Raw genomic sequence first — 25,272 nt, forward strand, 5'->3', positions numbered from 1 at the left:
GCACGAGGGGCGCGGGAGCGGAGATTTTCAGGTCACGCTTCGGGGCGGGTTCGGCGGGCCGTGGCGAAGCGGGGGCGGCCCGCCAGGTCGGTGTGCTCCTCGACGTCGGTGAGGACGCGGCGGGCCCGCAGCAGGGCGGGCACCGAGCCGCCGTGAGTGTCGTCGTGTTCGATGGCCACTCCCCCGCCCGGCTTGAGCAACCGGGCTGCGCAGGCGACCACGTGCCGCACCACATCCAGCCCGTCCCGCCCGGCGAACACCGCATCGTACGGGTCGTGGTCGCGCACCTCGGGCGGCACCGGGGTGCCCTCCGGCACGTACGGCGGGTTGCACAGCACCAGGTCGACCAGGCCCTCCAGCTCCATGAACAGCATCGGGTCGGTGATGTCACCCGAGTACAGGCGGACCGGGGTGTCCCCGGCCTGCGCCTGCTGGTCGGCGTTGCGCCGCGCCCACGACAGCGCGGTCGGGTCCTTCTCGACGGCGTGCACCGCGGCGTCGGGGCGAGCGTTGGCGACCGCCAACGCGAGCGCACCGGACCCTGTGCAGAGATCCACCACGATCGGTCGGTCGACGCCCTCCAGCGTCGCCAGGCCCCACGCCAGCAGCAGTTCGGTCTCCGGGCGCGGCACGAACACGCCCGGCCCGACGTTGAGCGTCACGTTTCCGATCGAAGCCGTTCCGGTGATGTGCTGCAGCGGCTCCCGCGCCGCGCGGCGCCGCACCAGCTCGTGCAGTGCCTGCACCACGGGCGGGTCGACCAGCGGCACCATCATCAGTTTGGTGCGCTCCACGCCGAGCAGGTGAGCTGCGAGCAGCTCCGCATCGGTGCGCGGGCTCACCACACCCGCCGCGGACAAAACGCGTTCCGCCTCAAGGATGGCCAGGCGCAGGGGCTGTCGGGTCACACCGGCCAGCTTAGAAGGCCCGGCGGGCTGTGCTGCGGAAGCGCTGACCCGCGCGCCGGGTCGCCGGGCGCTGGTCGGAGCGGGCACCGGAGGCTCACCGCGCGAGGCGTTCCCGTCGGTCGGCGGCGACGAGCGCGTCGAGAACCGCGTCCAGGTCGCCGTCGAGGACCTGGTCGAGGTTGTATGCCTTGTAGTTCACCCGGTGGTCGGAGATCCGGTTCTCCGGGAAGTTGTAGGTGCGGATGCGTTCGGAGCGGTCCACGGTGCGGACCTGGCTGCGCCGCGCCTCCGCGGCCTCCCGCTCCGCCTCCTCCTCGGCGAGCGCCTGCAGCCGGGCCTTGAGCACCTGGATGGCGCGCTGCTTGTTCTGCAGCTGCGACTTCTCGTTCTGGCAGGACACCACGATGCCGGTCGGCAGGTGGGTGACCCGCACCGCCGAGTCGGTGGTGTTCACGCTCTGCCCGCCGGGGCCCGAGGACCGGTACACGTCGATGCGGAGGTCCTTCTCGTCGACCTCGACCTCGACCTCCTCCGGCTCCGGGTACACCAGCACCCCGGCCGCGGAGGTGTGCACGCGGCCCTGCGACTCGGTGACCGGCACCCGCTGCACGCGGTGCACACCGCCTTCGAACTTCAGCCGCGACCACACCCCGTCCGGGCTGGTGTCGCCGCTGCGGCCCTTGATGGCCAGCGTGACGTCCTTGTAGCCGCCCAGGTCCGATCCGGTGGCGTCGAGCACCTCGGCCCGCCAGCCCTGGCGCTCCGCGAACCGCAGGTACATGCGCAGCAGGTCCCCGGCGAACAGCGCGGACTCCTCGCCGCCCTCCCCGGACTTGATTTCCAGCAGCACGTCCGAACCGTCGTGCGGGTCGCGCGGCAGCAGCAGCTCGGTGAGCCTGGCCTCCAGAGCAGGCACCGACTCGGCGAGCCGCTCGGCCTCCGCGGCGAAGGCGGCGTCCTCGGCGGCGAACTCGCGGGCCGTCTCCAGATCCGACCGGACTTGGTCGAGTTCCCGGGCGGCGCGCACGATCGGGGTCAGCTCGGCGTAGCGGCGGCCGAGCTTGCGTGCCTTCGCCTGGTCGGCGTGCACGCCGGGATCAGCCAGCCGCTGCTCCAGCTCGGCGTACTCGGCGAGCAGCCCTTCGAGCTTCGTCGTCTCCACTGGCGATCCTCTTCTGCTGGCTGCGGACGTCCTGGCACCAAACGCAACAACGGCGCCCGTCCCACGCCGCAGCGGGGGACGGGCGCCGTCGGCGCAGCTACTTCTGCGTCTTCTGGCGCTTGCCGTAGCGGGCCTCGAAGCGCGCCACGCGGCCGCCGGTGTCCAGGATCTTCTGCTTGCCCGTGTAGAACGGGTGGCAGTTGGAGCACACCTCGACGGTGATCTGGCCGGTGGTGCGGGTGCTGCGGGTGGTGAAGCTGTTGCCGCAGCCGCAGGTGACCTGCGTCACCACGTACTCGGGGTGAATACCACTCTTCAACGGCTCGTCCTCTCGTCATGGGCCGCCGGGTCCGCTGGCCGTTGCCGCGCGGTGAACCGGTGCCGGGATCAGCCTTGCATTCTGCCAGACCAAGGCTCGCGACCTGCAACGCAGGGGTCGGGGGCGATATTCCCGGCCGCCGTTCGCCGCACCGCCAGGACCGTCCGGCGCAGGAAACGAACCGCCCGCCGAGCGGGTTCGCCACGAGGGTGCGTTCGGCCGGATGCCGCCGTCATCCTCGATGGCGTGCTGCTGTGTTCGGTCCTGGGAAAGCTCACGGTGCGGTCATGGGTGTCCCTCCCGCTGCTGTTCGTCGGCAGCGCCGCCGGCGTCGCGGCCCTGCTCGACGTGCTGCTGAGCCACGACCGGACGCTGGACCAGGAGCTGAGCCTGTCCGCGCCCCTGCTGTTCGGCTTCGCCGCCGCGCTGAGCATGCTCAGCGCCAACCACGTGCGCTGGACGTTCCGCTGGCAGCGCCGCGGCCTGCGGTTCAGCTACCCGCTGCTGATGCTGGTGTGCGCCCTCGCCCTGCCCGGCCTGGAACTGCCGGTGGTGGCCGCGCTCACCGTCGGCCCCGTCGCCTTCGCCCTGCTGGCGGCGCTGCTGGTCCGCGCCTACCAGGACTGCGACCTGCCGGAGTGCACCCGAGCCTGATCGGTGACGGAAGCAGGGGAACCTTCCTGTCACGAGCGGCAGGAAGGTTCCCTTGTGCAGGTCACCGGCCCCGCGAACGCGACCAGGGCCCGCACCGGGTGGGTGCGGGCCCTGGTCGTGTCGGGCGGGACGGCGTCAGTCGTCGTCCTTGCCCGGGGTGGTCTTGGCGACCTGCATCAGGAACTCGATGTTGGTGCGCGTCTTGCGCAGCCGGTCCTGCAGGAGTTCCAGCGCCTGCTGCGTGTCGAGCGCGGCGAGCACCCGGCGCAGCTTGTGGGTGACGGCCAGTTCGTCGGGCGAGAGCAGGATCTCGTCCTTACGGGTGCTGGAGGAGTCCACGTCCACCGCCGGGAACAGCCGCTTGTCCGCGAGCTTGCGGTCCAGCTTCAGCTCGGCGTTGCCGGTGCCCTTGAACTCCTCGAAGATGACCGTGTCCATGGTGGACCCGGTCTCCACCAGCGCCGTGGCGAAGATGGTCAGCGAGCCGCCGTTCTCGATGTTGCGGGCCGCGCCGAGGAACCGCTTCGGCGGGTACAGCGCGGTGGAGTCCACACCACCGGACAGGATGCGCCCGGACGCCGGGGCCGCCAGGTTGTAGGCGCGGCCCAGTCGGGTGATCGAGTCCAGCAGGACGACCACGTCGTGGCCCATCTCCACCAGCCGCTTGGCTCGCTCGATGGACAGCTCGGCGACCGTGGTGTGGTCCGACGGCGGCCGGTCGAAGGTCGAGGCGATGACCTCGCCCTTGACCGAGCGCTGCATGTCGGTGACCTCTTCCGGTCGCTCGTCGGCGAGGACGACCATCAGGTGGCACTCGGGGTTGTTGGTGGTGATCGCGTTGGCGATCGCCTGCAGCACCATCGTCTTACCGGCCTTCGGCGGCGAGACGATCAGCGCGCGCTGCCCCTTGCCGACGGGCATCACCAGGTCGATGATCCGGCCGGTCAGGTTGTGCGGCTCGGTCTCCAGCCGCAACCGCTCGTTCGGGTACAGCGGGGTCAGCTTGTGGAACTCGGGGCGGTTGCGGGCCGCCTCGGGCTCCAGGCCGTTGATGGAGTCGACGCGCACCAGCGGGTTGAACTTCTGTCGCTGCTGCTCGCCCTCCCGCGGCTGCCGGATGACGCCCTTGATCGCGTCGCCGCGGCGCAGCCCGTACTTGCGGACCAGCGACAGCGACACGTACACGTCGTTCGGCCCGGCGAGGTAACCGGAGGTCCGCACGAACGCGTAGTTCTCCAGCACGTCCAGGATGCCGGCCACCGGCAGCAGCACGTCGTCCTCGCGGACCTCGGGCTCGCCGCCCTCACCGCGGCCGCGGTTGCGGCGGCGGTCCCGGAACCGGCGACCGCGACCGCGACGACCGCCCTCGTCGTCCTCCTCCGGTCGGCTCTCCTGGCGGGTCTCCGCCCGGTTGTTGTCGCGGGTTTCCGGCTTGCGCTCGGCGGTCCGCGCCTCTTCGGCACCACCCGACTCGGTGGCGGCCGCAGCACGCCCGGACGAGCGACGGCGGCGGCTGCTGCGCCGGCTCTCGTCGTCACCGGCGGTCTCGGCGGCCTGCTGCCGCCGCGAGCGGGTGCGGGTGGGCGCGGCCCCGTTGCTGGTCGGTTCGCCCTGGTCCTCACGCGCGGCGGGCTCGCTGTCGGCCTCGTCGAGCGCAGGCTGGTGGGCCTTGGTGGTGGCCGCGGGGGCTTCCTCGGCCCGGGTCTGGGTCTTCTTGGTGGCCCGGGACTTCGGTGCCGTGGTACCGCCCTGCTTCTCCTTGATGGCGGCGATCAGGTCTCCCTTGCGCAGGCCACCGGTCTCGATCCCCAGTTCCCCCGCGAGTTGGCGCAGCTCGGCCAGAACCATGCCGGAGAGTCCGCCACGTCGCCGCGGGGTGCCGTTGGCCTCGGAAGCCTGCTGGCCAGCCGAAGAGGTGCCGTTGGCCGCCTCGCTGCTCAACAGTTCGGTATTGCTCACGAATGTCCTTCCTGACCGGACCGCGCCTCCTACGCGGCCCAGCGGATTGCCCGCCCGCTCGGAAGTGCGGGCGGCCGGTGTGTGCTACCAGCCCTTGTGCCGGTCGGATTTCACACGCGCACGCGGCACGACCGACGTCGTTGGTTCCGGGAACCAGCAGCACCGGGCGGTGGGAGGTACCCGGCTCGCGTGGTCCATGTGCGACGCATCCACTCCGATCCACACGTGCCGATGCACGCCCCGCTGCCGCCTCGTTTCAGGAATCCCCGACTCGTTCGCGCCCCGGTGACTGGTGGGCGCATCGTGGAACTTAGAGCCCCCACCCCGACATCGGCAACGGCTGCGCCGCCGATCGTCCCGGAGCGAACGCAATTGAGTTGACAACTCCTGCCTCGGTCACCGCGATCGCCGTAAGTTGATCTTCACCCGTCGCGGGCGGAGCTCAATTCACAGCGGGAGATGCGGTCCGGAAAACGATGTTCCGAACACGGCACCGGCGCCCTGGGCGCGGTGACTGATTGACCTTGAGGGTAGACGCCCCGTAGTTCGGGTGCAACAACCCCCTGGGCGTGTGGCACGCCCACGTCGATCGCGCCGTCGACAACCACCAGCAGCAATACACCGCCCCGGCACCACGGCCCTGGATGCGACCCGGCCTGGACGAGCCCCGTCCGGATGCGAACTGGGCTGGCTGGGAACCGGGGGGTGACCGCTGTTCGCAGTCGACGACACCTCCTTTGTACCACTCCCACGCAAGGTGCCGCGTGCGGGGCCGTGAACAGGGCTTTCGCCGCCCGGCCCCGCTCCGGTTAGCCCGTGCTGACCCTGACCCCGTTCAGGTCGACCGGCAGGTGCAGCATCTGGAAACCGTTCGGGGCAAGGCCGGCGGGAAGTTGCCCGCCGGGCGGGAACGCCAGCACCGTCGGTCCCGCGCCGGACACCGCCGCCGCGATCCCCGCCGACCGCAGCGCGCGGACCAGCGCGATCGTGTCCGGCCAGGCCGGCTCCCGGTAGTCCTGGTGCAGCCGGTCGTCGGTGGCGGCCAGCAGCAGGTCGGGGTCACGGGTCACGGCGTGCACGGCCAGCGCCGCGCGGCTGGCGGCGAACGCGGCGTCGACGTGCGGTACCCGTTCGGGGAGCAGGCCGCGCGTGGTGTGCGTGGCCGACTCCACCTGGGGGACAAGGACGATCGGCGCGACGTCCGGGTGCGGCTGCATGCGCACCGCCCGGAAGCAGCCAGATTCCTGCCAGGCCACGACGAACCCGCCAAGCAGGCTCGCCGCAGCGTTGTCCGCGTGGCCCTCGCGGGCCGCGGCGAGCTGCAGCGCGCGCTCGGCGTTGTCCTTGTCGCGCAGGTCGAATCCGGCCAGCTCGAAGGCGGCGGCAACGCCGGCGACGATGGCCGCCGCCGAGGAGCCGAGGCCCCGCGAGTGCGGAATGGTGTTGCGGCAGTGCAATCGCAGCGCCGGCGGGCGGAAACCCAGTTCGACCAACGCCTCGTGGACGACTCGCGCCACCAGGTGTCGCTCGTCGGTGGGTACCGCGCCGACGCCCTGGCCCTCGACCGTGACCTGCGCGGTGCCCGGCTCGCCCTCGACGATCCGCACGTGGACCTCGTCGTGCAGGGCGAGCGCCAGGCCGAGGGTGTCGAACCCGGAACCGAGGTTCGCGGTCGAGGCCGGCACCGTCACCCGGACGGCCGAGGTGGGCAGTCCGGTCATGCCAGTTCCAGCGCGGTGGCCACCGCACCGGGGTCCACCGGCAGCGGCTCGACGTCGACCATGCCGGCCAGCGCGGTGTCCGGGTCCTTGAGACCGTGCCCGGTCACCGTGCACACCACGATGGACCCGGCGGGCAGGCGGCCGTCGGCGGCGGTGGCCAGCAGCCCGGCGACACTGGACGCGGAGGCGGGTTCGACGAACACGCCCTCCCGGGCGGCCAGCAGCCGGTAGGCGGCGAGGATCTGCTCGTCAGTCACGGCGGCGAACAGCCCACCCGACTCGTCCTTGGCCTTCACCGCGCCCGCCCACGAGGCGGGGCTGCCCACCCGGATGGCGGTCGCGACGGTCTCCGGGTTGGCGACCGGCTGGCCGTGCACCAGCGGCGCAGCACCGGCAGCCTGGAACCCGAACATCCGTGGTGTGGCATCAATCACACCGTCGGCGGCGTACTCGGTGTAGCCCTTCCAGTAGGCGGTGATGTTTCCGGCGTTGCCGACCGGCAGGCAGTGCACGTCGGGCGCCCGGCCGAGCACGTCGCAGATCTCGAAGGAGGCCGTCTTCTGCCCCTCCAGGCGCACCGGGTTGACCGAGTTGACCAGGGTGACCGGGTGTTCGGCGGCGGTCTTGCGGGCCAGTTCCAGGCAGTCGTCGAAGTTGCCCTGCACCTGCAGGATCCGCGCACCGTGCACGACGGCCTGCGCCAGCTTGCCCATCGCGATCTTGCCCTGCGGCACCAGCACCGCCGAGGTCAGCCCGGCGCGCGCGGCGTACGCGGCGGCCGAGGCGGAGGTGTTGCCGGTGGAGGCACAGATGACCGCCTTGCTGCCCTCGGCCAGCGCGTAGGTGATGGCCACGGTCATACCGCGGTCCTTGAACGACCCGGTGGGGTTGGCGCCCTCCACCTTCAGGTAGACGGTGCTGCCGGTGAGCTCCGAGAGGTGGGGCGCGGGCACCAGCGGGGTGTTGCCCTCCTGCAGGGTTACGATGCGCGCCCCGTCCGGCACGGGCACGCGGTCCCGGTACGCCTCGATCAGGCCGGGCCAACCGGGCCCGGAGGCCACGGGCGCACCGAGCCCCGCCGAAGGCTGGATGTTCGTCACGACGGTTCACCTTCCACGCGCATCACGCTGACCACCTCGCGCACCACCGGGAGCTGCGCGATCTTGTCCACTGTGGACCTGAGTGCGGCGTCGGGGGCGGTGTGGGTGACCACCACGAGGCTGGCCTCCGCGCCGCGCCCCTGCTGACGCACCACCGAAATGCTCACATCGTGCTCGTTGAAGGTGGCCGCGACCTGCGAGAGCACGCCCGGCCTGTCGGCCACCGCGAGGCTGATGTGGTAGCGGGTCGGGGTGCGGCCCATCGGGCGCATCGGCAGCTGCGCGTGCGCCGACTCCCGCGGGCCCTTGCCCGCCACGACGAGATTGCGGGCCACCGCGACAAGGTCGCCGAGTACCGCGCTGGCCGTCGGCGCCCCACCGGCGCCCTGCCCGTAGAACATCAGCTGCCCGGCGGCCTCGGCCTCGACGAACACCGCGTTGAAGGCGTCGCCGACCCCGGCCAGCGGGTGGCTGCGCGGAATCATCGCCGGGTGCACGCGCGCCGACACCGACTCGGTGCCGTCCTCGTCGACCACCCGCTCACAGATCGCCAGCAGCTTCACGGTGCGGTCCAGGGCGCGGGCCGCGGCGATGTCACCGGGGGTGACCCCCGAGATGCCCTCCCGGTAGACGTCGCTGGCGGTGACCCGGGTGTGGAAGGCCAGCGAGGCGAGGATGGCGGCCTTGGCGGCGGCGTCGAAACCGTCCACGTCGGCGGTCGGGTCCGCCTCGGCGTAGCCCAGCCGACCGGCCTCGTCCAGCGTCTCGGCGTAGCCGGCACCGGTGGAGTCCATCGCCGACAGGATGTAGTTCGTGGTGCCGTTGACGATGCCCATGACCCGGTTGATCCGGTCCCCGGCCAGCGACTCGCGCAGCGGCCGCAGCAGCGGGATGGCCCCGGCCACCGCGGCCTCGAAGTAGATGTCGGCACCGGCGGCGTCGGCCGCCGCGTACAGCTCCGAGCCGTGCTCGGCCAGCAGCGCCTTGTTCGCGGTCACCACCGACTTGCCGGATTTCAGCGCGCTCAGCAGCAGTGACCGGGCCGGCTCGATGCCGCCGATCAGCTCCACCACCACGTCGACGTCGCCGTCCACCAGCGCCTGCGCGTCGGTGGTGAGCAGGTGCTGCGGCACCTCCGGGTGCTTGTGCGGGCGGCGCACCGCGACCCCGGTGACCTGCATCGGCGCACCGGTGCGCGCCGCGAACTCCTCCGGCTGGTCCTGCAGCAGCCTGAGCACCTCGGTCCCGACGGTGCCGCACCCCAACAGCGCGACCCTGATCGGTTCACGGTCCTGGATCACTCACACCTCCAGCCGGAGCAGGTCGTCCTCGGTCTCCCTGCGCAGCAGCAACCGCGCCTCGCCCTCGCGGACCGCCACCACGGGCGGCTTGGGCAGGCGGTTGTAGTTGCTGGCCATCACGTAGCAGTACGCGCCGGTGGCGGCCACCGCGAGCAGGTCCCCCGGAGCAATGTCCTCCGACAGCCAGCAGTCGCGCACCACTACGTCACCGGACTCACAATGCTTGCCCACGATGCGGGACAGCGCGGGGGGTGCCTCGGCGCGGCGCGACACCAGCCGGCAGTCGTAGACCGCGTCGTACAGCGACGTGCGGATGTTGTCACTCATGCCGCCGTCGACGCTGACGTACTTGCGCTGCACGTCGCCGCCCACGGTCACGTCCTTGATGGTGCCGACCTCGTAGACGGTGACCATGCCGGGCCCGACGATGGCGCGCCCGGGCTCCACGGCGATCTTCGGCACCGGGATGCCGGCGTTGTCGGCCTCCTTGCTGACGATCTCGCGCAGCCGGACGGCCAGCTGGTCCGGCGGCAGCGGGTCGTCCTCGGCCGTGTAGGCGATGCCCAACCCACCACCGAGGTCCACAGTGGATACCGTGGCGAGGGCTTCGGCGCCGTGCTCCTCGCGCAGCTCGGCCAGCAGCCGCACCACCCGGTGGGCGGCCAGCTCGAAGCCGTCCACGTCGAAGATCTGCGAACCGATGTGGCTGTGCAGCCCGGTCAGCACGAGCGAGTCCGCCTTGAGCACCCGGCGCACCGCTTCCGCGGCCTGACCGTTGGCCAGCGAGAACCCGAACTTCTGGTCCTCGTGCGCGGTGGCGATGAACTCATGGGTGTGCGCCTCCACACCCACGGTGACCCGCACCAGGACGTTCTGGCGCACCCCCCGCTCGGTGGCGACGTGGTCCAGCCGGGTGATCTCGTGGAACGAGTCCAGCACCACCGAACCGACCCCGGCCTCCACGGCGGCGGCCAGCTCGGCGACGGACTTGTTGTTGCCGTGGAAGGTGATCCGCTCCGGCGGGAACCCGGCGCGCAGCGCCACGGCCAGTTCACCGCCGCTGCACACGTCCAGACTCAGGCCCTCCGCGGCGACCCACCGCGCGACCTCGGTGCACAGGAACGCCTTCGAGGCGTAGTGCACCGACGCCGGGTCGCCGAACGCCTCGGCGTAGTCGCGGCAGCGGGACCGGAAGTCGTCCTCGTCGAGCACGAACAGCGGGGTGCCGAACCGCTCGGCCAGCTCGCGGACGTCGATGCCGGCGAAGCGGACGGCACCGTCGGCGCCGCGCTCGCTGTGGCGCGGCCACACCTGCGGGTGCAGGTGGTCGAGGTCGGCGGTGTCGGCCGGGGCGGGTCCTGCGGTGTTGCCGGCCGGCACGACGTCGGCGTGCCGCGGCCCGGCGGGATGGGCGCGCATCTGAAGCTCCTTCGCGCAGCCTGCCGCTGGACAGGCCGTGGGTGTCTGGGGTTCCCGGAGGGCTCGGCCCGGTTACATCTGCTCCGGCGCGCTGACGCCGAGCAGCCCGAGGCCGTTGGCCAGGACCTGGCGCGTCGCCTCGCACAGCTGCAACCGCGCGATGGTCAACGGGCTCGCCTGGTCGTCACCGGGCTGCAGCACGCGGCACGCGTCGTAGAACTTGTGGTAGGCGCTGGCCACGTCCTCCAGGTAGCGGGCCACCCGGTGCGGTTCCCGCAGCTGGGCGGCCGACCGCACCACCCGCGGGTACTCGCCGAGGGTGCGGATCAGGTCGCCCTCACGATCGTGGGTGAGCAGCGACAGGTCGGCGTCGTCCACCGATCCCCGCTCGATGCCGAGCGCGGCGGCGTTGCGCTGCAACGAGGACAACCGGGCGTGCGCGTACTGCACGTAGAAGACCGGGTTCTCGTTGGTGCGCTTGCTGATCAGGTCCAGGTCGATGTCCACGGCCGAGTCCACCGAGGACCGGATCAGCGAGTAGCGGGCGGCGTCCACGCCGACCGCGTCCACCAGGTCCTCCAGGGTGACCACGGTGCCGGCACGCTTGCTCATCCGCACCGGTTTGCCGTCGCGCACCAGGTTCACCATCTGTCCGATGAGTACCTCGACGACGGCCGGGTCGTCACCGAACGCGGCGGCGGCCGCCTTCAACCGGGCGACGTAGCCGTGGTGGTCCGCGCCCAGCATGTAGATGCACAGGTCGAACCCCCGGTTGCGCTTGTCGCGCAGGTAGGCCACGTCGCCGGCGATGTAGGCGGGCGCGCCGTCGCTCTTGATCAGCACCCGGTCCTTGTCGTCGCCGAACTCGGTGGAACGCAGCCACCAGGCGCCGTCGGCGAAGTAGACGTGCCCGGACTTCTTCAGCTGCTCGACCGACTCGGCGACCGCCCCGGAGGTGTGCAGCGAGTCCTCGTGGAAGAACACGTCGAAGTGCGTGCCGAACTCGTGCAGGCTCTGCTTGATCTCGTCGAACATCAGGCCCACGCCGACGCGGCGGAACGTCTCGTGCTGCTCGTCGGCGGGCAGTTGCAGAGCCGTCGGCTCGGCCTTGAGCACCGCGGCGGCGATGTCGTTGATGTAGTCGCCGCCGTAGCCGTCCTCCGGGGTCGGCTCGCCCTTCGCGGCGGCGATCAGCGACCGCACGAACCGGTCGATCTGGGCGCCGGCGTCGTTGAAGTAGTACTCGCGGGTCACCTCGGCGCCCTGCGCGGCCAGCACCCGGCCGAGGGCGTCGCCCACCGCGGCCCACCGGGTGCCACCCAGGTGGATCGGTCCGGTGGGGTTGGCCGAGACGAACTCCAGGTTGACCTTCAGCCCCCGGTACAGGTCGCCGCGACCGTAGTCGGCGGCGCGCGTGATGACCTCACGCACGATCTGGCCCTGCGCGTCGGCGGCCAGCCGGAGGTTCAGAAAGCCCGGCCCGGCCACGTCGACCGAGTCGATGGCGTCCTGCCCGGTCAGCGCCTGCGCCAGCCAGGTCGCCAGGTCGCGCGGCGCCACCCCGACCTTCTTCGCGACCTGCATCGCCAGGTTCGTCGCGTAGTCCCCGTGCTCGGGGTTGCGGGGTCGCTCCACGGTCACCGCTTCGGGCAGCACGGAGGGGTCCAGGCCCCGGGCGGCGAGGACCTCGACGGCGGTGTTGCGAACCAGTTCAGCGAGCGCGGCGGGAGTCACCTCATGAAGTCTAGGGAAGCGTCGCCGCTGCTCAGCCAACGGGTATGGCAGTCACGAGCAGCGTGGACCACGGGGAGTGATCACACGATCACACAGATGTGAGAACGTGGTGGCGAGCATAAGACGAACAGCCACCCGCGGCACCGGCAATCTCTACACTGGCGGGCCGGGTACCCGGTGGTTCCAGGCGAGACGAGGTTTGCGAACAGCATGGCGAACAAGAAGAACAAAACGGTGCGCGGCGCCGCGGTGCATCAGCGGTCGATCCCCTGGATGCTGATCTCCGCCGTCACCGTCGTGGTGGTGTTCGCGGCCGTGATCTTCGGCTACGCGTACAGCCGGTGGTCGGCACAGGAGTCGGTGCGACAGGCCCAGGCCGAGGCAGAGAAGGTCACCGCCCCGTTCCGGCCCTCGCCGCAGAACCCGGACCCCTCCAAGACCATCCCCGGTGTGACCATCGTCAACTACCCCGGGCAGATGCACGTCCGCCCGGACCAGCGCGTCGCCTACGACCACACCCCACCGTTCGGCGGCCCACACGACGGCATCTGGGCCGACTGCACGGGCGTGGTCTACCCCGAGCCGGTGCGCACCGAGAACATGGTCCACTCCCTCGAGCACGGCGCGGTGTGGATCGCCTACAACCCGGAGCGTGTCGACGAGGCCGGGCTGGAGCGGCTCAAGGCCCGCGTCGAAGGCAAGCCCTACACGATGATGTCGCCGTACCCCGGCCTGGACACCCCCATCTCGCTGCAGTCCTGGGGCCACCAGCTCAAGGTCGACACGGCCGACGACCCGCGTATCGACCAGTTCATCACCGCGCTGCGGCTGAACAACAACGGCGTGTACCCGGAGATCGGCGGCTCCTGCCAGGCATTCCCGGGCGCGTTCAACACCAACGACCCGCCGAAGTTCGACCCGACCCCGCCCGGCCCGGGCGCGGTCACCATGGACGGCCGCGGCGCCACCCCGGCCACCGGCCAGATGGGCCAGTGAGCCGTGTCTGAAGCACGACACCCTCTCCCGGCCCGCATCTTCGTGGCGGTCGCGGCGGCGGTGGCCCTCCTGCTGCTGGGGGCGGCGCTCGGACTGCTCATCCGGCTGCCGTCGTTCGACCGGGCCGAACCACAGCCGAGCGCGGTCGACATCGGCTTCGCCCAGGACATGACCACCCACCACCAGCAGGCGGTCACCATGGCGACGCTCGCCCGGGAGCGCGCCGCCGACGTGGCGGTGCGGCAGCTGGCGTTCGACATCGAGACCAACCAGCGCGACCAGATCGGCCGGATGCAGGGCTGGCTGAGCCTGTGGGGCCAGCCCGCCCAGTCCAGCGGTCCGCCCATGCAGTGGATGACCGACGAAGGCGGCCACGCCCACGGCAGCGGCCCCGCGGCCACGCAGCCGGGGGCCCTGATGCCCGGCATGGCCACCAGCGCCGAGCTCTCCCGCCTGCAGTCCCTGCGCGGCCCGGAGTTCGACGTCTACTTCCTGCAGCTCATGCTCCGCCACCACGAAGGCGGATCGGCGATGGCCGACTACGGTTCCCGCCACGCCGCCCTCCCCGCGGTCCGGGAACTCGCGAAGAACATGCTGGGCTCCCAGAGCACCGAGAGCACCCTGATGCGAACAATGCTCACAGAACGCGGAGCCCAGCCCCTTCCCTGACCTGAGCAAGGGAACTTTTCTGTCACTCCCGAGGCACGACCACCCCGTGCCCGGGGGTTGCAGTATGGGAACTTTCCTGTCACGCCCCGGTGCTGATCACCAGGTGAGGGCCTGGCAGCGCTTGGCGCATTCGGCGGGTTCGACCTGCAGCGTCGCGTGGTCGATCCGGTAGCGCTCGGAAAGCAGGCGCTGGGCCGCCACCAGCACGCCGCTGTGGTCGGCGGAGGACGCCGTGGTCAGGTGCGCGGAGGCGACCTCCATACCCGATGTCAGCGTCCAGACGTGCAGGTCGTGCACCTCGGTTACCGACGGCAGCGCGGCCAGATCGGCGCGAAGCTGCACCACGTCGACGCCCTCCGGGGCTTGCTGGACGAGGATCCGCAGCGCCTGCCGGGCGAGCTTCCAGGTGCGCGGCAGGACGAACAAGCCGACGGCGACCGCGACGATCGGGTCGGCCAGGTACCAGCCGAAAGCCCAGGACACCAGGCCGCCGACGAGCACCCCGACCGACCCGATGGTGTCGGCCAGAACCTCGAGGTAGGCGCCGCGGACGTTCAGGCTCTCGTTCGCCCCCTGCCGCAGCAGCGCGAACACGACCAGGTTGGCGGCGAGTCCGGCCAACGCGGTCAGCATCATCGGCACGCCCGCGACCTGCGGTGGCTCCAGGAACCGAGCCGCGGACTCGTAGAGGATGTAGCCGGCGACGCCGAACAGCAGCACGGCATTGGCGAGCGCGGCCAGCACCTCCATGCGGTACAGCCCGAAGGTTCGCTTGCTCTCGGTGGGCCGCCGGGCCGCGGTGATGGCTGCCAGCGCCATCCCGACGCCGAGCACGTCGGTGAGCATGTGCCCGGCATCGGACAACAGGGCCAGCGACGAGGTGAGGAAGCCGACGAGAGCCTCGAGGAGGAAGAAGGCCAGCAGGATCGCGAACGAGGCAGCCAACCGGCGCACGTACCGTCCGGACGCGCTGATCGCATCGGCTGCGGAGCCGTGCCCGTGTCCGTGCCCCATCGACTGTCCTCCTCGCGCCCGTCCCGACACATAGCGAAGTATGCATGAATGCAACCCCAGCAGCAGCCTCCGCGTCAACGGTGACAGAAAGATTCCCTTGTTCCCATCTGGTCGTACAGCAGCCGTGAACAGGGCGGCCGCACTAAGCCGACCCCCGCCGCACCCGCCTCACCGGGTGCGCTAAGCTGACGATCGTCCGCAGCGACAAGCCCTCGTAGCTCAGCGGATAGAGCACTGCCCTCCGGAGGCAGGTGTCGCAGGTTCGAGTCCTGCCGAGGGCGCATTGCGGTACCAGTCAGATTCGCCCCTGTGCAGACACAACACCACCAGGGGCGAATCTGTCTCTCTGTCACTGTCTGCCACCGCCAGGGGTGGTCCGTCATGGTTCACGTGCAATGCACGTATACGCCCCGTCAGGCGTCGGGCCGGTACCCGAAGAGGTCCGCCCCCTCCTACGGGCGATCACATCCTGGCCGTGCAGGCACGCGGCGTAGGTCTTCAGCAGGACGGTGACGGAGTGGCCTGCCCAGCGAGCGACGGTCGGGGACCCCGGCGGCGAGCCACGCACTGACGGCGGCGTGCCGCAGGGACTACGGGCGCCAGCAGAGCCGCGAGGCCGCGGTCTCCACGGTGAAGATCGGGTCGCCGCCCCAGGAGACGCCGGTGGAGGTGCTCGGACTCACGCGGTTCCGACCTCGTAGAAGTCGTTGATGTGGCCGCGGACCAGTTCGACGGCTCTCCGGACGTTGTGCTCCTTGATGGCCGTCAGGATCTCGCGGTGTTCCGTCCGCACCTCCTCCGCCGACCGCCGCCAGTCCGCCAGCCGCTCGTAGGCATCGATCATCTGCCGCTGGATGGCTGTGCGCAGCGAGCTCATCAGGTAGGAGGCGAGCGCGTTGCCCGTGGCCTGGGCGATCCGCACGTGAAACTCGGTGTCGAGGCGGTTGAACTCGCGGGCCGTCAATTCCGACGAATCCATCTGGTCGAGGATCTTCCGCAGGGCCGCGTGGTCGGCTTCGGTGGCGTTGCGGGCCGCGTCAGCGACGGACCACTCCTCCAGCATCAGCCGTGTGCGAAGCACATCCGTGTCGCTGAAGTGCCCGAGCGCCAACTGCATCTTCAGCAGGACCGCGAAACCCTCGCCCGGGTGCCCGACGAACACCGTGCCGCCTTCCGGCCCGCGACCCGGCCGCACCTCGACGATGCCCAGCGCTTCGAGCACCCGCAGCGCCTCGCGCAGCGATGGGCGGCTGACACCGAGAAGGTGCGAGAGTTCCCGTTCGCTGGGCAACCGGTCGCCCGGCGCCAGCAGTCCGTCCAGCATGCGCTGTTCGATCTGCGCCATGACCTGCTCGTAGGTGCGCACCTTACGCACCGGCTCCCATGAGCTCTGGTCTGCGGAAGTCACGCGTCTCCTCGGTATCCAGCAGGGCCGCCTGGGACCGCTCCACTTTACGGGCGACGAGTTCATCCGTTCGTGTCGGAACTTCAGCTCCGTGCAGACTGCTCCAACTCCTGCCTCAAGCGCACCGCGAGAACGGAATCGTTTACTTCCACATCAGACCAGCGGAGTGCCTCTCCTGCGGGAACGTCGTTGCGGAGCTTGACATCCCGGGCCAGGCCCATCGGGAGCGTGCCGAGCCGCAGCGACGCCTCAGCCGGGGCAAGGTTGCCGTTGACCATGTAGCCGCCTTCGCCGTCGAGGAGTTCACCCGTTCGCAGGGGACGCGTGGCCACTGAGATCACGTCGCCGCAGAATCCGGTTCGACAGCCGGTGGGCTCACCGCGCACCGCAGCCGACGCGATGCTGACACCGAGTTCCAGCCACCACCTCCAACCACGAGCACAGGGGACCACCCTTCCAACGATCTAATGAAAATGATTATCATTACTTTGAGGTCTTGCTGCCCGACCTGAGCAAGGGAACTTTCCTGCCACCTCGACGCGAACCACCGTCCCCGAACCCCAGAAAGGACGCGATGAGGTACGACCTGGAACACCACATCGACGACTACGCCCTGCGCCTGGCGCGACCTGCCGACATCGACGGGGCGCGGAAGGTCATGCTCGACACCTTCTACAACGAGTTCGGCCATGGCTACCGGCCGGAATGGCATGCAGACGTGATCGACATCGAAGGCGCCTACCTCCGCAACCCGCGGCATGCGCTGTTCGTCGCTGTCCGCGGCGGCGAGGTCACGGCAACCACCGCGGTCCGAGCCAACGGCCCGAGCAGCCCGCCACATCCCCAGTGGCTTGCCGACCGGTACCCGAGCGGTGAAACCGCCCAGTTCTTCCGGGTGTACGTAGCGCGGGAGCACCGGCGCCACGGCCTCGCCCGTGCCCTGGTCGCAATGGCATGCGACTTCGTCGCCGCTACGCCAGGGTTTTCCTCGATCTACCTGCACACCAACCCGGCCATCGAAGGGGCAGAACCGTTCTGGCGTTCCGTGGCGAAGGAAATCCACGACGCACGGGGCGACGGCCAGCACAGCCCGGTCATCCACTTCGAAATTCAGATCCCCCGTTGAGGTGACCCTCACCAGGTCTTCGCGCGCCGAGAACCTGAACTCGCCTCGACCACGCGCCGGGCACAGCATCCCTCAGCGCCATGCTCAGCGAGTAAGGGTATCTTTCTGCCACCTACGACAGGGAAGTTCCCTTGCTCGCGCGCCTTTCCCGCAGTGGAAGGAAGTAGTGGTGCGCCATCCGATGCGGATCGGCGGCGGCGTCGGGCCCCACAAACTGGTCCCCGACTGCTGCATCCCGGCTCATGAGGCGGTGATTCCGGTGAGGGAGCGGACTTCCATTTCCGCCGCGCGGTCCCGGCTGGCCTGGTCGCGGCCCCCGAGGAGGGTGCCGATGTAGCCGCACAGGAACGAGATCGGGATCGACACGATGCCCGGGTTGCTGAGCGGGAACCACGCGAAGTCCACGTCCGGCAGGATCGAGTCCGGCGAACCCGACACCACCGGCGAGAAGACGACCAAAAGCAGGCAGGAACCGAGGCCGCCATAGATGCCCCACAGCGTTCCCCAGGTGTTGAAGCGCCGCCAGAACAGGGAAAACAGCAGGGTGGAGAGGTTGGCTGAGGCGGCGAACGCGAACGCGAGGGCGACGAGGAACGCGATGTTCTGCCCGTTGACGAGGATGCCGCCGGCGATCGAGGCGGCACCGATCACGAGGGCCGTCAGCCGCGCCACCCGCACCACGGCGTCGGAATCGACCTTGCCACGTTTGATCACGTTGGCGTAGACGTCGTGGGCGAAGGACGTGGACGCGGTAAGCGTCAGTCCGGCGACCACGGCGAGAATGGTGGCGAAGGCGACCGCGGCGACGATTCCCAGCAGCACGGTCCCGCCGACGCGGAAGGCCAGCAGCGGTGCGGCGGAGTTCTCGCCGCCCGGCGCGGCGAGGATCGTTTCGGTGCTGTTGACCGCTCCTGCCCCGTAGCCGATCACGAGCGTGCACAGGTAGAACACCGCCATCGTGCACGTCGCCCACACCACCGACCGCCGGGCCTCCAGCGCGTTGGGAACGGTGTAGAAGCGCATGAGCACGTGCGGCAGGCCGGCCACGCCGAGAACGAGAGCCAGGGACAACGACACGAAGTCCAGTTTGGTCAGCTCGTTCTCGCCGTACTTGGCGCCGGGCGCGAAGATCCGCTCGTCCAGCGGGTTCTGCTGAGCCGCGTGCTGCAGCAGTGAGGTGAGGCTGTACCCGAACTTGCCGAGTAGGAACAGGGTCATCAGGGCCGCGCAGAGCATCAGCATGCCTGCTTTGATGATCTGGACCCAGGTCGTGCCCTTCATGCCACCGACGAGCACGTACACCACCATGACCAGGCCGACGCCCGCGATCACAAGTGCCTGACCTTTGGTGCCGTGCACGTCGAGCAGCAGCGCCACGAGGCCGCCTGCGCCGGCCATCTGGGCGATCATGTACACGAAGGAGATGACGAGCGTGGACACGGCCGCGGCGGCGCGCACCGGTCGTTGCCGCATCCGGAAGCTCAGCACGTCGCCCATGGTGAAGCGACCGGTGTTGCGCAGCCGTTCGGCGATGAGCAGCAGGTTCACCAGCCACGCGACGAGGAAGCCGATCGAGTAGAGGAATCCGTCGTAGCCGTGCACCGCGATGGCCCCGGCGATGCCGAGGAACGATGCCGCGGACAGGAAGTCACCGGAGAGCGCGATGCCGTTCTGCGCGCCGCTGAAGCGGCCACTGGCGGCGAAGTAGTCGGTGGCGGTGCCGATGCTGCTGACGCGGTACACCACGACGAGGGTGATCAGCACGAACACCCCGAAGATGCTCATGTTGAGCAGCGGGTTGGCGTCGATCATCGCGGTTCCTCCCCGGCCGCGTTCTGGTACAGCTCCCGCACGCGGGGGTCGATGTGGCGGGCGGCGTAGCGCAGGTAGAGGAAGGTGATCAGGATCGTGGTCGCGAACTGCCCCATGCCCATGATCAGCCCGACGTTGATCTCGCCGACGATCCTGGTGGCCATGAAGTCGGGCAGGTAGGCGGCGACGATGACGTAGCCGAGGTACCAGACGAGAAAAGCGGCGCTCATCGGGAATGCGAAGCGGCGGAACCTGGCGCGCAGCTCGCGGAATTCGCGGCTCTCGGCGATGGCGGCATAGTCGGGTGACGGTGCGGGTGCGCGGGACGCGGACCTGGTGATGCCGCCGAAGGTGGCCGCCGGGGCGGGTCTGGTTGCGGTGCCCTGCGGTGGTGGGGACTGGGTTGCGTGGGGCATGCGTCCTTCCAAAGCAGTCGAACAGCTGAATCGACGTGTTCTCGCGTCGATGTGTGGAGGTTCCCCGCGTTTCCGCACCGGCCGTGCCCCGCGCCCGCGCGGTTCCGCGCTGGCGGTTCGGCCGGGAATCGGGGCATCGGCGACCGCAACGGCCGCGCTGCCTGCGATGCATGCGGCCCGCCGAGTCTAACCAGCGGACCCGCGCAGAAAGCGGTCGGCAACGACACAGCACACACATTGATGAATCTGCCGATCACGTTTTGTGTTCGACGCGTGGTGTGAACCTCGCTCACTCCCCCATGGCCGCACCTCTGTCCAGCTCACGAAAACCACCACGAGAACCGCCGTTTCCACTAGTCAGGGCTGATTGTCCCGCGAAGGCGGAACCGATTCTGCAAGCACACCCGATCCCCAGCGAACCCTGACACCATTCGTAGGACCACCATCTATCTATCGGGCGACAAAAGGTGATCCCCGAGGCGGGACGGCGAACACGATCAGTGTTCACCATGCGCAGCGAATTCCGACCAACACCCCACCATGCTCTTCCGAAATGACGTATTCGCTGGTCAAGAGGGCACATCAGGGGAAGTTCCAAGATCGTTTCAGTGCGGTAGTGTTCTGCAACCGACAACAGGAGACAACCCACTGGTGAACCGCGATTCCTCCCCGAAAATCGCACGCCTCGGAGCCGTTGTCGAGGCCCACACCGGCCACCGGCGACACCCGGCCGCTGACACGCCGCCAGCCATGCACGACCTGCCGCGCACACCACACACGGGGCCAGCCTGCCCACCACACGAACGCGCTGTTGGCAGCCAAGCTTCGACCGCGCGGGAAAGGACTGCGTCGTGAGCAGCGGACTCGACGACACGCCCGCGAACGCGATCCGGGCGTCCACGGGGTCGCGCGCCACACCGACGATCATCCAACGGATCACCAGGTGGCGGAACTGGAAACTACCGGTCAAGCTGACCGCTGTCGTACTCGTTCCGGTGATCTTCGCGCTGGTGCTCGGCGTGCTGCAAATCCGCAGCCAGATCAACCAAGCCAACCAATACGCGGAACTGGACCGCATCGTCACCGCAGGCAGCGCGGTGCGCTCCGCCGTCGGTCACCTGCAGCAGGAACGCAGCCGCAACGCCGAGTTCCTGATGCGCGGCCCGGTCTCCGCCCAGCACGTGCAGGACGGGTTCACCGCGACCGACCGCGCGCTGGACGCGGTCCGCAGAACCCTCCGCAACGCGCCGAACACCGAAGCCGTTCGCTTCGCAGGGCAGGAAACCGAACGGCAGATCACCGAACTCGCCCCGATCCGCCAGCAGGTCCTGGGCACCCACGTCGACGTGGGGGTCGCCACCAACGCCTACAGCGAACTGATCAGCGTGCTGCTGTCCCTCCACCGCACGCTGATCAGCCAGATGTCGTCCTCCCAGCTGGTGTCGACCGCCACCACCGCGCACGAACTGGCGAAGATCAGCGAAGAGATCCAGCTGCAGCAGGCCCTGGTGCTCACCGGGCTGACCCGCGGCAACTTCACCACCGACAACCTCACGCGGCTGGCCGCCAGCGAGTCCCGGCGGAGCGCCGCTGTCAAGGAGTTCCGCGCCGCCGCCACCCCGCAGCAGCGCATGCAGTACGACCAGCTGTATGCCAGGCCCGAAGTGCCGGCCCGGGAATCGTCCGTGCGGCTGGCCATGACCGAGCACGGCAGCACCAAGTCCCGGCTGTCTCCGCTGCTGGTGTCCGCCGCGACGTGGAAGGAGCAGTCGCGGACCTCCCTGGAAGCCCTCAACGCGCTGCAGGACCAACTCGACCGCCAACTGCACGAAACCGCTTTCCGATTGCAGGACTCGGCCAGCAATGCGGCGGGGCTTGAATCCGTGATCCTGCTGTCCGCCCTGCTCGTCGCCAGCGCGATCGTCGTGGTCGTCGCCCGGCAGCTGCTCAGGTCCCTTGACGCGCTGCGGCGCAGCGCCCTGGACACCGCCAGCCACGAGCTGCCGCGGGCTGTCGCCGACATCCGCGCCGGTCAAACACCTCTCGTCCCGATCCGCCAGGTGCCCGTCGACACCGGCGACGAGATCGGCGACGTGGCACGCGCCTTCGACGCCGTGCACACTCAGGCCGTCAACCTCGCCACCGAGCAGGCCGAGCTGCGGCGCAGCTACCGCGACTCCTTCGTCAACGTGTCGCGGCGCAGCCAGAGCCTCCTGGAACGGCAGCTGCGGCTGTTCGAACAGCTCGAACGCGACGAAGAAGACCCCGACCAGCTGGCGACCCTGTTCCAGCTGGACCACCTCGCCACCCGGATGCGGCGCAACAACGAAAACCTGATGGTGCTCTCCGGGGCTGACCTCACCCGCCGGTTCACCCAGCCGACCGCACCCGCCGACCTCATCCGCGCCGCCGTGTCCGAGATCGAGCACTACCCGCGGGTCATCGTGGAACCAATGCCGGACACCAGGATCGTCGGCTACGCGGCCAGCGACCTGGTGCGGCTGCTGTCCGAACTGCTCGACAACGCGGCGAACTTCTCCGCACCCCAAACGCAGGTCGTCGTGTCCGGCCACCGGTGCGGAGACGGGTCGCTGGGCATCGAGATCGTCGACCGCGGCATCGGCATGACCACCGACGAACTCACGGCCGCCAACGAACGACTGACCACCGACGGGGAGATCGAACTGTCCACGTCCCGGCGCATGGGCCTGTTCGTCGTCGGCCGTCTCGCGATCCGCCACGGAATCCACGTCGAACTGAGCCCCGGCCCCGAATCGGTCGGGCTGCGGGCCTCGGTGACCCTCGGCCCCGAACTGCTGCTGGAAACAGAGGGCGCGCCACCGGCACCGCAGCCCAACGGCACCGCGCACGGAGCGCCCCGGGGCGACGACACGCTCGTCGCGGAGTTCGACTGGGAAGCTGCGGAGCAGGACGCCGTCAGCCAGCGCCCCCTCATCCACAACGGCTTCCACCTGCTCCGGCCACCTGCCGAAGAACGACAGCAAAGCGACCCGTTCGTCACCGAGGAGATCGACCCCGAACCGCGACACCACCAGTCCACCCGAAACGGTTCAGCCCCGACACCGGCCTCCGACAACCCGGCCTCAGCATGGTTCCAGGCGGCCCAACCCATCCCCCACACCCCACCGCCGCAGGCCATGAGCATGGGAACTTTCCTGCCACAAACGGCAGCACGGTTCCCATCCTCACCACCTGCCGTGGCGGCGAAACCCATGTCCAACGGGTGGAGCTTCGCCAACGACCAGGCCCGGCGGCGGGCGGAGGAGGTCGCCGCAGCCGAACCGTCCGACTTCACCTCCGCGGGGCTGCCGCTGCGGATTCCCCGCGCCCACCTGGTCGCCGGCAGCGCTGCCGCCGAAGCCGGGGACCGGGCGCGACGGCCCCGCGATCCCAACGTCGCCCGCGGTCGCCTGGCCAGCTTCCAGGCCGGTTTGCGACGCGGACGGAACCGCAACCAACACGCATCCAACAACACCAACCCGACGGGAGGGCCCGCATCCATGGACTGGAATCCCCACCCGCACGGCACCGAACTCCCCGACTTCACCCAGGAACCGGTCGACTACACCCAAGCCGGGCTGCCCCGGCGAACCCCCAGAGCCCAACTGGTGCCGGGCACGCCCACCGAACCAGCGGCCAGCCCGCGCCGCGACGCGGACCTGATGCGCGGTCGGCTGACCAGCTTCCAGCGCGGAGTCCGCGAAGGCAAACACAGCCTCCGCGACTCGGAGCGCACAGGCAGCGAGTGCCGGTGACCACACCCGAATCAGCGAGGAGGACAGGAGGCGGAATGAGCGCCCACCAATCCCAACCCAGCCAGTTCGGCTGGCTGGTCACGGATTTCACCGAACGCGTGCCTGGCGTGGCGCACGCCGTGGTGGTCTCGGCTGACGGCCTGCTGCTGACAGCGTCGGCGAAACTCCCCACCGACCGCGCGGACCAGCTCGCCGCGGTCGCGTCGGGGCTGCTCAGCCTCACCCAGGGCGCCGCGCGCTGCTTCGAAGCCGGGGCGGTCACCGAGACCGTCGTAGAAATGGAACGCGGGCTCATGCTGCAGATGGCAATCAGCGACGGCTCGTGCCTCACGGTGCTGGCCGCGCCGCACTGCGACATGGGGCTGATCGCGTACGAAATGGCCCTGCTCGTGGAACGAGTCGGTCAGATCCTGACACCGGAACTACGCTCCCAGCTGCGGGGGACGAACCGGGTGATGACCGGCCAGTCGGTGTGAGGAAGGCATGAGCACAGGTCCGGACCCATCCGGGCGGCATCGTTGGGGCGATCACGACGTCCCCGGCGCTGACGCCATGGCCGAGGTCTTCAACCGGTTCACCCTCGACAGTGATCGTCGAGAACGCCGCCGTAAACGCGAACGCGACGAGCCGGCACCGCAGCCTGCGGCCACCCCCGCATCCGAGCCGCCGTGGCCGAAGTTCGAGGCCAACGACCCACCGGTCGTGGCGACGCTTTCGTTCACCGAGGAACCGAGCTCACCGGGTGAAGAAGTCGCTGCCACCTACATCCGTCCCTACGCGTGGACAGGTGGCCGCACCCGATCGAACCACCGGTTGGAACTCGAAACCCTGGTGTCCACGAGCGAGTCATGTGACCCGGCGCGACTGCACCGGCTGGAACATCACACCATCGCGGGCCTGTGCTGGCATTCGCGGTCGGTGGCCGAGGTCGGCGCACTGCTCGGTGTTCCCCTCGGGGTGGCGAAGGTCCTGCTCAGCGACATGGCCGACCTCGGTCTGATCACGGTGCACCACACGGTCAGCGAGAACGGCAGCACATCGCACCTGATGTTGATGGAGAGGGTTCTGAGCGGGCTTCGTCGCCTCTGAAACCCTCCGGCACCGGTCCTGTGCGGCAGCGCGCGAACCGCAGACACCAGCTCGACTCGACAACTGAGGTGGGCAGACATGACACCTGAAACGAGAGCTCGGCCTGCATACCCAGGCAGGTCCGCGACCGCGACGTCGGCGAAGATCGTCATCGCCGGTGGTTTCGGCGTCGGGAAAACAACCTTGGTCGGCTCGGTGTCCGAGATAGTGCCGCTCACCACCGAGGCCGTGATGACCGAAGCCAGCAAGGGCATCGACGACCTCCACGCCACACCGAACAAGAACACGACTACGGTGGCGATGGACTTCGGCCGGTTGTCCCTTGAATCCGACCTCATCCTTTACCTGTTTGGCACCCCTGGCCAGCAGCGGTTCTGGTTCATGTGGGACGACCTGGTGCGGGGCGCGATCGGTGCCGTCGTGCTGGTCGACACCAGACGTCTCGCGGACTGCTTCTCGGCGATCGACTTCTTCGAGGACCGCCAGTTGCCCTACGTCGTCGGGCTCAACTGCTTCAACGGAGCCCTGCACCACCGCATCGAGGAAGTGCGGGAGGCGATCGCGATCGCACCGGATGTTCCGATCGTGACCTGCGATGCCCGCAACCGCGAGTCCACCAAGCAGGTTTTGATCACCTTGGTCGAGTACGCCATGCAATGGTGGATGCGGCGTACCGCGTAGTTGTGGTGGAG

The 25,272-nt window shown here is 69.5% G+C and carries 22 protein-coding genes and 1 tRNA gene; 9 read left to right on the top strand and 14 right to left on the bottom strand.

Features of this window, described 5'->3' with window-relative positions; genetic code table 11:
- Positions 1–32: 32 nt before the first annotated feature.
- The 3 genes from prmC to rpmE form a co-directional block, all read right to left on the bottom strand.
- Positions 33–908, bottom strand: a complete 876-nt coding sequence (gene prmC / locus IEY17_RS23370) for a peptide chain release factor N(5)-glutamine methyltransferase (protein WP_188991331.1) — start codon at positions 906–908, stop codon at positions 33–35.
- 94 nt (positions 909–1,002) lie between these two features.
- Positions 1,003–2,070, bottom strand: a complete 1,068-nt coding sequence (gene prfA, locus IEY17_RS23375) for a peptide chain release factor 1 (protein WP_188991333.1) — start codon at positions 2,068–2,070, stop codon at positions 1,003–1,005.
- Between the two features lie 97 nt (positions 2,071–2,167).
- Positions 2,168–2,389, bottom strand: a complete 222-nt coding sequence (rpmE, locus tag IEY17_RS23380) for a 50S ribosomal protein L31 (protein ID WP_188991335.1) — start codon at positions 2,387–2,389, stop codon at positions 2,168–2,170.
- A 246-nt stretch (positions 2,390–2,635) separates the two neighbouring features.
- Between rpmE and IEY17_RS23385 the strand changes: the two genes are divergently transcribed.
- A complete protein-coding gene (locus IEY17_RS23385) occupies positions 2,636–3,043 on the top strand; it encodes a hypothetical protein (protein ID WP_188991337.1) in 408 nt (135 codons plus the stop codon).
- A 135-nt stretch (positions 3,044–3,178) separates the two neighbouring features.
- Here the strand turns inward: IEY17_RS23385 and rho are convergent, their stop codons facing one another.
- The 6 genes from rho to argS form a co-directional block, all read right to left on the bottom strand.
- A complete protein-coding gene (rho, locus tag IEY17_RS23390) occupies positions 3,179–5,002 on the bottom strand; it encodes a transcription termination factor Rho (protein WP_188991339.1) in 1,824 nt (607 codons plus the stop codon).
- A gap of 809 nt (positions 5,003–5,811) precedes the next feature.
- A complete protein-coding gene (gene thrB, locus IEY17_RS23395) occupies positions 5,812–6,723 on the bottom strand; it encodes a homoserine kinase (RefSeq protein WP_188991341.1) in 912 nt (303 codons plus the stop codon).
- A complete protein-coding gene (gene thrC / locus IEY17_RS23400) occupies positions 6,720–7,814 on the bottom strand; it encodes a threonine synthase (protein ID WP_373289921.1) in 1,095 nt (364 codons plus the stop codon). Before thrC ends, thrB begins: the two co-directional genes overlap by 4 nt.
- 5 nt (positions 7,815–7,819) lie before the next feature.
- Positions 7,820–9,124, bottom strand: coding sequence for a homoserine dehydrogenase (locus IEY17_RS23405; RefSeq protein ID WP_188991343.1), 1,305 nt, complete (start codon positions 9,122–9,124; stop codon positions 7,820–7,822).
- A complete protein-coding gene (gene lysA, locus IEY17_RS23410; RefSeq protein ID WP_188991345.1) occupies positions 9,125–10,543 on the bottom strand; it encodes a diaminopimelate decarboxylase in 1,419 nt (472 codons plus the stop codon). It abuts the gene before it with no gap.
- A gap of 72 nt (positions 10,544–10,615) precedes the next feature.
- The gene (argS, locus tag IEY17_RS23415; protein ID WP_188991347.1) at positions 10,616–12,277 is read right to left on the bottom strand and encodes an arginine--tRNA ligase; all 1,662 of its coding nucleotides are present in this window, start codon (positions 12,275–12,277) and stop codon (positions 10,616–10,618) included.
- Between the two features lie 210 nt (positions 12,278–12,487).
- Between argS and IEY17_RS23420 the strand changes: the two genes are divergently transcribed.
- Together IEY17_RS23420 and IEY17_RS23425 are read left to right on the top strand one after the other, a co-directional pair.
- Entirely contained in the window at positions 12,488–13,273 is a 786-nt protein-coding gene (locus IEY17_RS23420) for a thioredoxin-like domain-containing protein (protein ID WP_188991349.1), read from the top strand.
- A 3-nt stretch (positions 13,274–13,276) separates the two neighbouring features.
- Positions 13,277–13,942, top strand: a complete 666-nt coding sequence (locus tag IEY17_RS23425; RefSeq protein ID WP_188991351.1) for a DUF305 domain-containing protein — start codon at positions 13,277–13,279, stop codon at positions 13,940–13,942.
- 96 nt (positions 13,943–14,038) lie between these two features.
- On the opposite strand, the gene IEY17_RS23430 is transcribed toward IEY17_RS23425, so the two are convergent.
- A complete protein-coding gene (locus tag IEY17_RS23430) occupies positions 14,039–14,956 on the bottom strand; it encodes a cation diffusion facilitator family transporter (RefSeq protein ID WP_188991353.1) in 918 nt (305 codons plus the stop codon).
- 208 nt (positions 14,957–15,164) lie between these two features.
- Between IEY17_RS23430 and IEY17_RS23435 the strand changes: the two genes are divergently transcribed.
- Positions 15,165–15,237 (top strand) — tRNA-Arg (locus IEY17_RS23435).
- 398 nt (positions 15,238–15,635) lie between these two features.
- Here the strand turns inward: IEY17_RS23435 and IEY17_RS23440 are convergent.
- Positions 15,636–16,364 carry a FadR/GntR family transcriptional regulator gene (locus IEY17_RS23440; protein ID WP_188991355.1) on the bottom strand — a complete coding sequence of 243 codons (729 nt, stop codon included), beginning with the start codon at positions 16,362–16,364 and terminating at the stop codon, positions 15,636–15,638.
- 80 nt (positions 16,365–16,444) lie between these two features.
- Positions 16,445–16,693, bottom strand: a complete 249-nt coding sequence (locus IEY17_RS23445) for an SAF domain-containing protein (protein WP_229680536.1) — start codon at positions 16,691–16,693, stop codon at positions 16,445–16,447.
- Positions 16,694–16,935: 242 nt separating this feature from the next.
- Here IEY17_RS23445 and IEY17_RS23450 point away from each other — a divergent pair, with 242 nt between their 5' ends.
- Complete coding sequence (locus IEY17_RS23450) at positions 16,936–17,487, top strand: GNAT family N-acetyltransferase (protein ID WP_188991360.1); 552 nt, start codon at positions 16,936–16,938, stop codon at positions 17,485–17,487.
- Positions 17,488–17,727: 240 nt separating this feature from the next.
- On the opposite strand, the gene IEY17_RS23455 is transcribed toward IEY17_RS23450, so the two are convergent.
- Positions 17,728–19,299 (bottom strand): solute symporter family protein, encoded by a 1,572-nt coding sequence (locus IEY17_RS23455; protein ID WP_188991362.1) that lies wholly within the window; start codon positions 19,297–19,299, stop codon positions 17,728–17,730.
- Positions 19,296–19,715, bottom strand: coding sequence for a DUF485 domain-containing protein (locus IEY17_RS23460; RefSeq protein ID WP_188991364.1), 420 nt, complete (start codon positions 19,713–19,715; stop codon positions 19,296–19,298). Before IEY17_RS23460 ends, IEY17_RS23455 begins: the two co-directional genes overlap by 4 nt.
- 851 nt (positions 19,716–20,566) lie before the next feature.
- Here IEY17_RS23460 and IEY17_RS23465 point away from each other — a divergent pair.
- The 4 genes from IEY17_RS23465 to IEY17_RS23480 all read left to right on the top strand — a co-directional run bounded on the left by IEY17_RS23465 (position 20,567) and on the right by IEY17_RS23480 (position 25,261).
- Positions 20,567–23,491 (top strand): sensor histidine kinase, encoded by a 2,925-nt coding sequence (locus tag IEY17_RS23465; protein WP_188991366.1) that lies wholly within the window; start codon positions 20,567–20,569, stop codon positions 23,489–23,491.
- A 35-nt stretch (positions 23,492–23,526) separates the two neighbouring features.
- Positions 23,527–23,967 carry a roadblock/LC7 domain-containing protein gene (locus tag IEY17_RS23470; RefSeq protein ID WP_188991368.1) on the top strand — a complete coding sequence of 147 codons (441 nt, stop codon included), beginning with the start codon at positions 23,527–23,529 and terminating at the stop codon, positions 23,965–23,967.
- 7 nt (positions 23,968–23,974) lie between these two features.
- Positions 23,975–24,580 carry a DUF742 domain-containing protein gene (locus IEY17_RS23475; RefSeq protein WP_188991370.1) on the top strand — a complete coding sequence of 202 codons (606 nt, stop codon included), beginning with the start codon at positions 23,975–23,977 and terminating at the stop codon, positions 24,578–24,580.
- 78 nt (positions 24,581–24,658) lie between these two features.
- Positions 24,659–25,261: a GTP-binding protein gene (locus tag IEY17_RS23480; RefSeq protein ID WP_188991372.1), complete on the top strand. Its 603-nt coding sequence runs from the start codon at positions 24,659–24,661 to the stop codon at positions 25,259–25,261.
- Positions 25,262–25,272 lie beyond the last annotated feature (11 nt).

This window comes from Saccharopolyspora thermophila, assembly GCF_014646075.1.
In the GTDB taxonomy this organism is placed as follows: Bacteria; Actinomycetota; Actinomycetes; order Mycobacteriales; family Pseudonocardiaceae; genus Saccharopolyspora; species Saccharopolyspora thermophila.